Origin of the sequence: Rhodococcus sp. PAMC28707 (genome assembly GCF_004795915.1) — a bacterium.
Classification (GTDB): Bacteria; Actinomycetota; Actinomycetes; order Mycobacteriales; family Mycobacteriaceae; genus Rhodococcoides.
In genome coordinates, this window is record NZ_CP039253.1 from 551,705 (window position 1) to 563,811 (window position 12,107).

The window sequence follows — 12,107 nt, forward strand, 5'->3', positions numbered from 1 at the left end:
GCGCTACTTCAGCGGGCCGCGAGCAACCTCGTACGCCGCACCGATCCGGTAGAGGCGATCGTCGGCGAATGCCGGTGCCATGATCTGCAAGCCGACAGGCAGCCCATCCTCGACCGCCAGACCCGAAGGCACGGACATTGCACAGTGGCCGGCAAGGTTGGTCGGCAACGTGCACAGATCGTTGAGGTACATCGCGATCGGATCGTTCACCTTGTCCCCCAACGGGAACGCTGTCGTCGGCGTCGTCGGAGACAGCAGGACGTCCACCTTCTCGTAGGCGGCGTCGAAGTCGCGCGCAATGAGCGTGCGGACCTTGAGCGCCTGGCCGTAATACTCGTCGTAGTAGCCGGCGGACAACGCGTAGGTACCGATCATGATGCGACGCTTGACTTCTGCGCCGAATCCTTCCGCGCGGGTGATGGCCATGACCTGATCGGCACTGTTACTTCCGTCGTCACCTGCGCGGGCCCCGTAACGCATACCGTCGAAACGGGCAAGGTTCGAGGACACCTCGGACGGCAGAATCAGGTAGTACGCGGCGAGGGCATGCACGAAATTGGGGCATGACACCTCGACCACCTCGGCACCGAGACCGGTCAAAGTTGCAACGGCGGCATCGAACGAGGAGATGACACCGGATTGATAACTGTCGGAGTGCAACTCCTTCACGACGCCGACGCGAACACCGGAAAGGTCCCCTCGGGCACCTTCGCGTGCTGCCGCAACGACCGACGGCACGACGGTGTCGACCGAGGTGGAATCGCGTGGATCGTGCCCGGCGATGACCTCGTGTAGCAAAGCGGTGTCCAGGACTGTGCGGCCGCAAGGGCCGCCCTGATCGAGTGAGGACGCGCAGGCGATGAGCCCGTAGCGAGACACCGTGCCGTACGTCGGCTTGGTGCCGACAGTGCCGGTAAGGGCAGCGGGCTGACGAATCGAACCGCCGGTGTCCGTGCCCATTGCGAGCGGGGCTTGGCACGAAGCCAGTGCCGCCGCGCTTCCGCCTCCGGAGCCACCTGGGATGCGTGTGGTGTCCCACGGGTTCTTGGTCGGCCCGTAGGCCGAGTTCTCGGTAGACGATCCCATCGCGAATTCGTCCATGTTGGTCTTGCCCAACAATGGGATACCCGCGGCCCGAAGCTTGGAGGTGACCGTCGAATCGTAGGGAGAGATCCATCCCTCGAGGATTTTCGACGCAGCCGTCGTCGGCATGTCGGTCGTGGTGAAGACGTCCTTCAGCGCAAGCGGCACCCCGGCGAGCGCGGATGCCGGCGCATTCCCGGCAGCGATGGAAGCATCGACCTCCTTGGCGGACACCAATGCACCGGCTCCGGCGACATGAAGGAATGCGTGGAACTCGCCGTCGACCTTGTCGATACGGTCCAGGTGAGCCTGCGTCACCTCTACTGCCGAGACTTCACGAGAATGGATACGCGACGCCAGTTCGGAGGCGTCGAGGGCGGTCAGATCGGTCATTCGTTCTCTCCCAGAATCTGCGGGACGGCGAACCGATTTCCCTCTGCGTTGGGCGCACTCGACAACGCTTGCTCGGGGGTAAGGCCCGGCACGATCACGTCCGGTCGCGTCACGTTGGTGATAGCACTGGGATTGGCCGTCGGTGGGACGTCGTCCGCTGCAACCTCCGCGACCGTCTTCACGTAGTGAAGAATCGAATCCAACTGGCCGGCGAACTCGTCCAGTTCGGCTTCGCTGAGAGCCAGCCGGGACAGCTGGGCGAGGTGAGCCACCTCGTCGCGGGAGATATCAGGCACCGCGTAGACCCCTTTCACACATGTCGAGTAGCAAGCCGCACAGGTACGCGACCGTGTGCAAGCGTAGTAGCTGACAGTCCGGGCGCTGCATTCAGCGTTCACTCTCCGCGGTATATGTCGTCCTGGTTACATGCGGGGCCGCAGTTCGACCTCATATCCACGACAATGCAAGGATTGCGCGCGGCGCTGTGCAGACGCGGCGCATCGGGTCGGTTGAGTTCGGATAGCTGACGGCTCCGAACTCTTCCGCCACACGCCACCGAAAGGCTGCGACATGTCGTACCTGCTCCGCATCAAATTGCCCGATCGACCAGGCAGTCTCGGTGCACTGGCAGTCGCGCTGGGTTCCGTCGGCGCGGACATCCTGTCCCTCGATGTGATCGAACGGGGCGACGGCTACGCGGTGGACGACCTCGTCGTGGAAGTGGCGCCCGGTTCCCTGCCGGACACGTTGATCACTGCCTCGGAGAATGTGACCGGTGTCCGGGTCGACTCCATCAGGCCGTACACCGGAGTGCTGGACACACACCGTGAACTAGAACTCATCGACCGCGTCGCAGCAGCGTCCGACGATCGACTTCAGGTACTGGTCGACGGCGCACCACGGGTATTGCGCGTCGGGTGGAGCGTTGTGATAGCGACGAACAAGCACGGATCGTTTCGAGTCGTCGGCAGTTCGGGCGCCCCCGAAACCCACGCCACCGAAATGCCGTGGATGCCGCTCACACGTCCGGCAAGCCTCGACGGCGATGCCGATTGGGTCCCCAAGGTGTGGCGAGATATGGACACGACACTCGCTGCCGCGCCGCTGGGCTCGACCGGAACAGTACTGATGCTCGGACGCCCCGGCGGTCCCGAGTTCAGGCCGTCGGAAGTAGCCCGCCTCGGATACCTGGCCGGCATTGTCGCCACCGTTCTGAATTAGATCGGTCCGTCCTACTCCGGTTCGGCCGGCCGGACGGCGTCGGGACCCTCGGTGAGCAGTGTCGTGAACCCCGCTTCGTCCAACACTGGCACTCCCAGTTCGATGGCTTTGTCGTGTTTGGTCCCCGGCGACTCTCCGACAACGACGAATGCGGTCTTCTTCGATACCGAGCCGGCCGCCTTGCCACCGCGAACGAGGATCGCTTCCTTTGCCTCGTCGCGCGAGTACTTCTCGAGTGATCCGGTCACGACGATCGAGAGTCCCTCGAGGTTGCGCACTATCGAGGAGTCTCGTTCGTCTTCCATCCGCACACCTGCCGCACGCCATTTGTCGACGATCTCGCGATGCCAGGGCACCGAGAACCATTCCGACACCGCCGTCGCGATCGTGTTGCCGACGCCATCGACAGCGGCCAATTCTTCTTGGGAGGCGGCCTCAATTCGGTCGAGGCTGACGAACTCACCTGCGAGCGCTCGAGCGGCCGACGGGCCTACGTGTCGAATCGAGAGGCTGACCAGTACCCGCCACAGCGGACGATCTTTCGCGGAGTCGAGATTATTCAACAGTCTGCGCCCATTGGCGGACAGCAGGCCCGCCTTGGTTCGGAAGATCGAGGTCTTCAACAGGTCCTCTTCCGTCAACGAGAAGATGTCTCCCTCGTCGAGAACCACCTCCGCCGCGAGCAAATCTGTCGCGGCCTCGTATCCCAGACCTTCGATGTCGAAACGTCCACGCTCGGCGACGAAGAACAACCGTTCGCGTCGTTGGCCGGGGCAGAACTGCGAGTTGGGACACCGAAGATCGGCATCACCCTCCTTGGCGGGCGCGAGGAGCGTGCCGCACTCGGGGCAGTGTGTCGGCATGACGAACTCTGTTTCGTCACCGGTGCGAGCATCGACCACGGGGCCGAGCACCTCGGGAATGACCTCGCCCGCCTTACGGATCACGACGGTATCCCCGATCAAGATGCCTTTGCGCTTCACTTCGGAACCGTTGTGCAAGGTCGCCAACGAAACGGTCGATCCGGCGACGAGCACCGGTTGCATGTAGGCGAACGGAGTGACCCGGCCGGTTCGGCCGACGCTCACCCTGATGTCGAGGAGTGTCGTGGTGACCTCCTCGGGCGGATACTTGAACGCGATTGCCCATCTCGGCGCGCGTGAAGTGGTACCGAGTCGGCGATGCAGACCCATATCGTCGATCTTGACGACGAGACCGTCGACTTCGTGTTCGACGTCGTGCCGGTGCTCGTCCCAGTAGGCCACTCTCTCCACGACAGCTTCGATCCCCTGAACACGTGTCGTATGAATGGAGACAGGCAACCCCCAGGCCTTCAATGCCTCGTACGCGTGCAATTGCGAATCGGGTGAGAAACCCTCCATTCGTCCGAGGCCGTGGCAGATCATCCCCAGCCGACGCTTGGAAGTGATAGCCGGATTCTTCTGCCGTAATGAGCCGGCAGCGGAATTCCGAGGATTGGCGAAGGGCGGCTTACCTTCTTCGACCAGCGATGCATTGAGTGCCCGGAAGTCCTCGAGACGAAAGAAGACTTCGCCGCGGACCTCGAGGAACGCCGGGACCGGGTGGTCCGCGGTGGCCACGAGGATCTCCGGTATGTCCTCGATCGTTCGAGCATTGAGGGTGACGTCCTCACCGGTACGACCATCACCTCGGGTGGCGCCGCGAACCAATTTTCCGTTTTCGTAGACCAAATTGAGCGCGACACCGTCGATCTTCACTTCGGTCAGATAGTGCAGATCGACGCCGGCCTCGGCCTCGGCCTCGACTCGTTTTGCCCAGGTACGAAGCTCGTCGTAGTCGAATACGTTGTCCAGACTCAACATTCGCTCGGGATGATCGACTGCCGTGAAGTCGGTGGCGAATCCTCCGCCGACCAGTTGCGTCGGCGAATCGGGGGTCCGAAGATCTGGATGCGCTTGTTCGAGTTCGGTCAGTTCTCGCAGCAGAACATCGAACTCACCGTCGGAGATGATCGGCGAATCGCGGACGTAGTACCGAAACTGGTGGCCGCGAACTTCCTCGGCCAAAGCCTGCCACCGTTCACGATCGGCGCCCGAGGCCGGAGTACCCGCCGACTCCCCCGATGGATTGTCGATCGAACGCTCGGCAGCAGAACGCGGTACAGCAGTCGTTTCGTCCACCCTGGAAGATTAACGGACCCCACCGACACCGTGAACGACGTTGGCGCACCGAAAGCGCTACAGGGAGTCGGGCGCATCCTGAAAGGCGTCTGCGACGTCCTTCGCCAGAGCCAGTGCCGTGCGAGCCCAGTCGGGCGTCGCCTCCGCAAGACCGCACGCAGGCACCACGGAGATCTGTGTCGCGAGCACGGACCGCGGAAACCCGAGCCGGTCTACGAGCGTCACCGCAGGTGTCGCCACCTCACGCCACTTCGGTGTCCGATCCGGGGCGACACCGGGTACCAATCCCAACATCAGCGACTTTCCCGCCTGCAGAAACTCACCCACGGAATCGAGATCGCGTGATTGCAGCATGGAAACGTCGATTGCCGCAGCCTGCGCAGCACTGCGACGAATCAACTCCAGCGGAGCGGCAGGAGCGCAACAGTGGACGACAACCGGGAGGCCGATACCAGCGATGACGGTGTCGAGCAGATCCAGCGCGTCGGGCTCCGGCATGGCGCGCACCGAATCCAGCATCGTCACCCCACTCAGTGAACCTTCCAGCACCGCAGGCAGACTCGGTTCGTCGAGCTGGACGACTACCTCGACGCCGAGGCGCGAGGATATCTCCGCACAGTGTTGCCGGACACCCTCTGCCAGCGATCCGGCGAAGTCGCGCACCGCGCCACGGTCGGTCAGCACGCGATGGGCCGACCGAAGCTCCACCTGCGCAGCCATGGTGAACGGGCCGGCGACCTGAATTTTCAACCGGCGGTCAGAGGACGCGAAACCGCCCGTCTCCCACAGCTCTTCGAGAACGTCGAGATCCTCGCGCAGTAGGTCCGCAGCACGCCGTCCGGTGAGCGACTTACGCTGTGCGACACGATAACCCGAGGTTCGGACATCCAGCTCGACGTCCGCCATGATGGCACCCGTACGACCGATCATGTCGGCCCCGATGCCACGGGCGGGAAGTTCTACGAGATGAGGCAGAACCGGCAACTCCCCGAGGACGACGGCGCAGGCCTCACGAACGTCGACACCAGGCCACGATCCGATACCGGTCGAGAGGGAGCTGAAAACGCTCGCGGTCACACGTTCTCGGAACGAGTACCGGAGATCGTGGAGCTCCCGATTACGACGTCTCCCTCCATATCCCGGCGATACAGAACGGCAGCCTGTCCCCGCGCAACGCCAGTGAGCGGTGCACGAAGAGTGATGTCCATGCCTCCGTCGGCGGTGGCCTCGGCTACGGCGTCGGTAAGACCGCCGTGCGCACGAACTTGCACGACGCACTCGATCGGCCCGATCGGCGCGGTTCCCTGTGTCCACACTGCGCGCTCACCGGCGATAGCCCACACATCCAGACGCGTCGCCGAACCTACGATCACGTTGCCGCTCTCGGCTTCGATCGCCGTCACGTAGCGCGGCTTCCCGTCTGCTGCAGGTCCCTCGACACCCAGGCCCTTGCGCTGCCCGATGGTGAATCCATGTATTCCGTCGTGGTCGGCCAGCTCGGCGCCGGTGTCGGCGTCGACGACCTTGCCCGGCCTGATTCCGATCGTGGCACCGAGGAAGGCTCTGGTGTCACCCGACGGAATGAAGCAGATGTCGTGGCTGTCCGGCTTGTCGGCGACAGCGAGTCCCCGCTCGGCCGCTTCGGCGCGGATCTCCGACTTCGGTGTGTCGCCGATCGGGAACATCGCGCGCGAGAGCTGGCTCTCGGTGAGAACGGCAAGTACGTACGACTGGTCCTTGTCGGCGTCGACCGCTCGACGCAGGACACCATCGTGCAATTGCGCATAGTGACCCGTTGCGACAGCGTCGAAGCCGAGTGCCAGTGCGCGGTCGGCCAGCGCGGAGAACTTGATTTTCTCGTTGCAGCGCAAGCAAGGATTGGGAGTCTCGCCCGCGGCATAGGATTCGATGAAATCGTCGATGACGTCTTCTTTGAATCGGTCGGCGAAATCCCAGACGTAGAACGGGATACCTAGGACGTCTGCAGCGCGACGTGCGTCACCTGCGTCCTCTTTCGAACAGCACCCGCGTGAGCCTGTGCGAAGCGTCCCTGGCTCGCTGGACAACGCCAGGTGTACACCGACGACATCGTGTCCGTCGTCGACGGCCCGAGCCGCCGCCACCGCCGAATCGACTCCGCCACTCATTGCTGCCAAAACACGCATCAGCGATGTCCTCCCCGAGCTCCTACGCTCGCAAGTCCCGCAGCGCGGGCACGTTCGATTACCTGAGGCAGCGCCGCCAGGAGGGCGTCGATGTCACTGTCGGAAGAACCGGCTCCCAACGAGAACCGCAACGACCCTCGCGCAGTCGACGGGTCCGCTCCCATCGCTATCAACACATGACTGGCGCTTGCAACGCCTGCGGTGCACGCAGAACCCGTCGAGCATTCGATCCCGGCGGCGTCGAGCAACATCAACAGCGAATCGCCCTCGCAACCAGGGAAGGTGAAATGTGCGATACCTGCCAAGCCACCTTCGCCTGCGGCACCGTTGACAATCACATCTGGATCGATCGCGCGGACCCCGGCGATCATACGATCGCGCAGACGGGACAGCTCTTCGTGCTGCAGCTCACGATTGTCGACAGCTTCCCTCAGCGCAGCAGCCATGGCCACGATAGAGGCTGTGTCGTGGGTGCCCGATCGAACGTCACGTTCGTGGCCGCCACCGTGCAGCAGCGGAACGCAGGGGACGGTCCGGCCGAGTAGCAACGCTCCGACGCCCTGCGGGCCACCGAATTTGTGGGCCGCGATACTGAGCGCGGACAGCCCGCTGGCGGCGAAGTCGACCTGCAGATGCGGAACTGCCTGAATGGCGTCACTGTGCATCGGCACATCGAATTCGCGAGCAACATTCGCGAGAGCTCGGATCGGCATGATGGTGCCGACTTCGTTGTTCGCCCACATGACGGTGACCAGCGCAGTCTCGCTCGCGGTTACGTCGAGTTCAGCGCGTAGTACGTCGGGATGCACGCACCCCGACTCGTCGACCGGAAGCCACGTCACCTGAGCGCCTTCGTGCGCGACGAGCCATTCCACAGCGTCGAGTACGGCGTGGTGCTCCACGGATGCGGCGATGATCCTGGTCCGACGGGAGTCTTCGTCGCGTCGGGCGGTGAAGATTCCCTTCACAGCGAGGTTGTCGCTTTCGGTGCCACCTGAGGTGAAGATCACTTCCGAAGGCCGCGCGCCGAGGTCTGCAGCGATCGATTCGCGCGACTCCTCGACACGGCGTCTGGCCGCACGACCCGAACCGTGCAAGGACGACGCGTTGCCGACTGTCGAGAAAGCAGCAGTCATCGCCTCGATCGCGGCGGCGGACATCGGTGTCGTCGCTGCGTGATCGAGGTAGACGGGAGGACTCGTCGAGTTGATAGCAGCCGAACTGCGGGCAGAGGGCATAACGATTACCAGGATAGCGGGTCCTCGCCGTTGCCCTTCGCACGCGATACCGGGACGGGAGTGCGTCAACAGCGGGTGGGCGTGGCCTTCGGTTCGATGCCCGCGCGCTCGATTATCGGATGAAGACGCCGGCCGTGCACGTCATCGGCCCTGACCGAGTCCTCACATCGACGCGCGAGGTCGCGTCGGTCGTGGCCTGGCGCCTGCGGGGCCGGCAGTGCGACCTCCGCCACTATTCCCTTCAACCGGAAAATACGTCCGATCGATCGACCGATGGTCTCGTCCCCGACGAAGCACGTCGACGTCGTCGTCCGATCTCGAAAGGTGTCGACATATCGCAGACGAACCGGCTGAACCCAGGTCTCGGTATCGATCGCGGCCTGGAACATGGCGGGCCGGAACGATCCATATGCGAGACCGCACCACGTCGTCCCCTCGGGAAACACGATGACCGACCCACCGGCGCGCAGCGTGGCCGATACCTGATCGACTGTCCCGGGAAGCGCGCGAAGCTTGCCTCGATCGATGGGAATAACCTTCATCGACCGCGCCAGGAGTCCGAGGACGGGCCAGTCGATCAGATCTCCCCGAGCTACGAATCTGGCCGGGCGAATCGCGGTCAACACCAGAATGTCGGTCCATGAGACGTGGCCGGCGACCACCAGCGAACCGTTCCGAGTGCGCGAGGCCTCACGGCCGGATCGAAGATCCTCCACCCGGAGACCGATGCCGACCACCGCCAACAACAACCTGGCGCCGATTGTTGCCACGCCGCCTCGGACACGCGGCCAGAACAGTCCGATCAGGATCAGCAGCGGCACCAATCCGATGGCGAACAACGCCGATGCGGTCCGCACCACCACTCCGATCCGCCGGATGGATTCCGCGCTGCGCGGAATGCATCGGTCTCCGCACGGACTCGACGGCATCCAGGAGTGCTCGCTCACGCGCTCGACTTCCTCTCGAACGTCTCCGCAGCGTTACGAAGCCGGTCCAGGTAGCGCGTATTCGCTTGCTGCAGACCGAGCAGCGCAACGAAATCGGCAACTGCGAACGCCGGATCATGAGCGGGTTCCCCACATACCGTGGCACCGAGCCTCAAGTAGCCCTTCAGTAGCGGCGGAATCGCGAGACGGCCAGGTCCGGGTACGTCGTCGAGCGATCTTCCGTCGACGACGACAGGGTTGTACGGCACCGCCCGCCGATCGAGCGGGGAGCCATGTCGATCGAGGAGGAAGTCACGCACCCCCCGAACGTTTGCACCGGGCAGTTCCGCATCCCCGCGCTGCAGGGGTACCGACACACAACCCATCACCCACTGCAGCCCGGTGACCTCGAGATAGTGCAGGATTCCGGCCCACATCAAACCCAGAACGGATCCCGATCTGTGGTCGGGGTGTACGACGGCTCGGCCCATTTCGACGACCCTGGTACCCATCGGATCCAGCGCGGTGATGTCGAACTCGGTCTCGGTGTAGTAGCCACCGGCCCGGATTGCGGCGTCGGGAGGGAGCATTCGGTAACACCCTACGAAGGAGTCGCTCAGATTGTCGCGAACAAGTAGGTGGTCGCAGTATTCATCGAATCGATCGAAGTCGCGTCCAGCGGAATCACCCGGCATTCGAAAGCCCGGTTCGGCCGCGAACACGTCGTAGCGAAGGCGCTGTGCGGCTTCGCGGTGGTCTTTGTCGGTTTCCATCACCACCGTGTAGCGGTCGGTGAACGGAGCGGTCGAGAGGTGCGAAGTCATGACTGAGGTGGCCATGATGCTGTGTCTAACGACTCGGTGCGGCGTCAACGCATCCAGCGGGTAACGCGTCCGAAGCCGTCGTGTGAACTGCTTCTGCTGTGAACTGGTGGTCACAGAAGAATGTCCCCGCAGTCGCGAGGACGGCGGGGACATTCTTCGAGAATTACAGAGCCTGTCAGCCCTTGTGCTTCTTCACTGCATCCTTGAGTTGCGGTGCGACGTTGAACAGGTCGCCCACGATGCCGTAGTCGGCAATCTCGAAGATCGGCGCCTCTTCGTCCTTGTTGATCGCGACGATCGTCTTCGAAGTCTGCATGCCCGCGCGGTGCTGGATGGCACCGGAAATTCCGAGAGCAATGTAGAGCTGCGGTGAGACGGTCTTACCTGTCTGGCCGACCTGGAACTGGCCCGGGTAGTAGCCGGAGTCGACCGCTGCGCGCGATGCGCCGACGGCGGCACCGAGCGAATCGGCCAGTTCCTCGATGACACTGAACTTGTCTGCGCTACCAACACCGCGGCCGCCGGAGACGACAACCTTCGCCTCGGTGAGTTCCGGACGGTCGCCACCGACGATCGGGTCACGCGAGGTGACCTTGGTCACGCCCTCTTCCTGGGCTGGGACCTCGACGGTCTCGCGGGTGCCGGCGCCGGCCTTCGGCTCGGCTTCGATTGCACCGGGGCGAACCGTGATGACGGGAACGTCGCCGTTGGCCTTGGCCTCGACAGTGAACGCGCCACCGAAGATGGAGTACACGGCGCTGCCGTCACCGTTCACGGCGACGACGTCGGAGTGCAGCCCAGATCCCAGGCGCGCAGCCAGACGGCCTGCAACCTCTTTGCCCTCGGCGCTTGCCGCCGTGATGACCGCTGCCGGGCTCACGGACTCCGCGAGGCTCGACAGGACATCGATCTTCGGTGTGAGAAGGAAGCCGTCGATGTCCTCGGACTCGGCGGCGTAGATCTTCTCGGCACCGGCCTCTGTCAATGCGTCGGCCAGCTTGTCGGTAGTGCCGGCCGGACCGGTCACGACTGCCGACGGCTCACCCAGTGCGCGTGCAGCGGTGATGAGCTCGAGACTGACCTTCTTGAGCGTTCCCTCTGCGTGCTCGACGAGCACAAGTACTTCTGCCATTTCTTGCTCTCCTCTTGTGGTCTGCGTTGCTTCGGGTGTGTGCTCAGATGATTTTCTGGCCCACGAGGTACGCCGCGATCTTGTCGCCACCGTCGCCCTCGTCGGTGACCCGCTCGCCCGCAGTCTTGGGAGGCTTCGGAGTGGACGAAGTCACGGTGGTACCGGCGTTCTCGACGCCGACGGTCTCGGGATCGACACCGATCTCGGCCAGCGTGAGCGTCTGCACAGTCTTCTTCTTCGCTGCCATGATTCCCTTGAAGGATGGGAATCGTGGCTCGTTGATCTTCTCGGTGACGCTGACGATCGCAGGCAAGGTGGCCTCGAGGCCGAAAATGCCCTCATCGGTCTCGCGCTCACCGGAGACGGTGTCACCGTCGATCGTCAACTTGCGGAGCTGCGTCAGCTGAGGGATTCCGAGGTATTCGGCGATGATCGCCGGAACTGCGCCGGTACGACCGTCGGTTGCCTCGTTGCCCGCGATGATGAGCTCTGTCGGCTCACCGTTTTCGAACTCGATCTGACCGAGCGCAGCCGCGAGGGCCCAGCCCGTCTGGATCGCGTCCGAGCCGTGGAGGGCCGGGTCGTTGAGGTGGACAGCGCTATCGACACCCATGGAGAGTGCTTTGCGGATTGCGTCGGTCGCGCGGTCGGGGCCTGCGGACAGGACCTTGACCTCGCCGCCCTTGGACTCCTTGATGAGCAAAGCTTCCTCGACTGCGCGCTCGTTGATCTCGTCGAGCACTGCGTCGGCTGCTTCACGATCCAGAGTGAAGTCACCGTCCGTCAGCTTGCGCTCGGACCACGTGTCGGGAACCTGCTTGATCAAAACAACGATGTTCGTCATGGGTCTGCGTCGACCTCCTGGTCATGTTCCGCTGTATCGAATGTTCGTTCGGTGTTATTGCAATGCCGCTTCGGTGCGGCACCACAGTGCAGTTCTTACGACTCTGCCGAAGATTACCT

General features: G+C 63.4%; 11 protein-coding genes. 1 reads left to right on the forward strand and 10 read right to left on the reverse strand.

Features of this window, described 5'->3' with window-relative positions; translation table 11 throughout:
- Nucleotides 1-3: 3 nt before the first annotated feature.
- Nucleotides 4-1,476, reverse strand: a complete 1,473-nt coding sequence (gene gatA / locus E5720_RS02545) for an Asp-tRNA(Asn)/Glu-tRNA(Gln) amidotransferase subunit GatA (protein WP_136169343.1) — start codon at nt 1,474-1,476, stop codon at nt 4-6.
- The gene (gene gatC, locus E5720_RS02550) at nt 1,473-1,772 is read right to left on the reverse strand and encodes an Asp-tRNA(Asn)/Glu-tRNA(Gln) amidotransferase subunit GatC (protein ID WP_136169344.1); all 300 of its coding nucleotides are present in this window, start codon (nt 1,770-1,772) and stop codon (nt 1,473-1,475) included. The genes gatA and gatC overlap by 4 nt, the downstream gene beginning before the upstream one ends.
- A 274-nt stretch (nt 1,773-2,046) precedes the next feature.
- Between gatC and E5720_RS02555 the strand changes: the two genes are divergently transcribed.
- The gene (locus E5720_RS02555; RefSeq protein ID WP_136169345.1) at nt 2,047-2,697 is read left to right on the forward strand and encodes an amino acid-binding protein; all 651 of its coding nucleotides are present in this window, start codon (nt 2,047-2,049) and stop codon (nt 2,695-2,697) included.
- Between the two features lie 11 nt (nt 2,698-2,708).
- Here the strand turns inward: E5720_RS02555 and ligA are convergent, their stop codons facing one another.
- From ligA to E5720_RS02595, 8 genes are all read right to left on the reverse strand, one after another.
- Nucleotides 2,709-4,814: an NAD-dependent DNA ligase LigA gene (ligA, locus tag E5720_RS02560; protein WP_136172392.1), complete on the reverse strand. Its 2,106-nt coding sequence runs from the start codon at nt 4,812-4,814 to the stop codon at nt 2,709-2,711.
- 102 nt (nt 4,815-4,916) lie between these two features.
- Nucleotides 4,917-5,936 carry a methionine synthase gene (locus tag E5720_RS02565; protein WP_136169346.1) on the reverse strand — a complete coding sequence of 340 codons (1,020 nt, stop codon included), beginning with the start codon at nt 5,934-5,936 and terminating at the stop codon, nt 4,917-4,919.
- A complete protein-coding gene (mnmA, locus tag E5720_RS02570) occupies nt 5,933-7,024 on the reverse strand; it encodes a tRNA 2-thiouridine(34) synthase MnmA (protein WP_136169347.1) in 1,092 nt (363 codons plus the stop codon). The genes E5720_RS02565 and mnmA overlap by 4 nt, the downstream gene beginning before the upstream one ends.
- Entirely contained in the window at nt 7,024-8,262 is a 1,239-nt protein-coding gene (locus E5720_RS02575) for a cysteine desulfurase family protein (RefSeq protein ID WP_136169348.1), read from the reverse strand. Before E5720_RS02575 ends, mnmA begins: the two co-directional genes overlap by 1 nt.
- A 65-nt stretch (nt 8,263-8,327) precedes the next feature.
- Nucleotides 8,328-9,209, reverse strand: a complete 882-nt coding sequence (locus E5720_RS02580) for a lysophospholipid acyltransferase family protein (protein WP_247596140.1) — start codon at nt 9,207-9,209, stop codon at nt 8,328-8,330.
- The gene (locus tag E5720_RS02585) at nt 9,206-10,027 is read right to left on the reverse strand and encodes a GNAT family N-acyltransferase (RefSeq protein ID WP_136169349.1); all 822 of its coding nucleotides are present in this window, start codon (nt 10,025-10,027) and stop codon (nt 9,206-9,208) included. Before E5720_RS02585 ends, E5720_RS02580 begins: the two co-directional genes overlap by 4 nt.
- Nucleotides 10,028-10,187: 160 nt before the next feature.
- A complete protein-coding gene (locus E5720_RS02590; RefSeq protein WP_136169350.1) occupies nt 10,188-11,144 on the reverse strand; it encodes an electron transfer flavoprotein subunit alpha/FixB family protein in 957 nt (318 codons plus the stop codon).
- Nucleotides 11,145-11,187: 43 nt separating this feature from the next.
- Nucleotides 11,188-11,988, reverse strand: a complete 801-nt coding sequence (locus tag E5720_RS02595) for an electron transfer flavoprotein subunit beta/FixA family protein (RefSeq protein ID WP_084348522.1) — start codon at nt 11,986-11,988, stop codon at nt 11,188-11,190.
- Nucleotides 11,989-12,107: the final 119 nt, after the last annotated feature.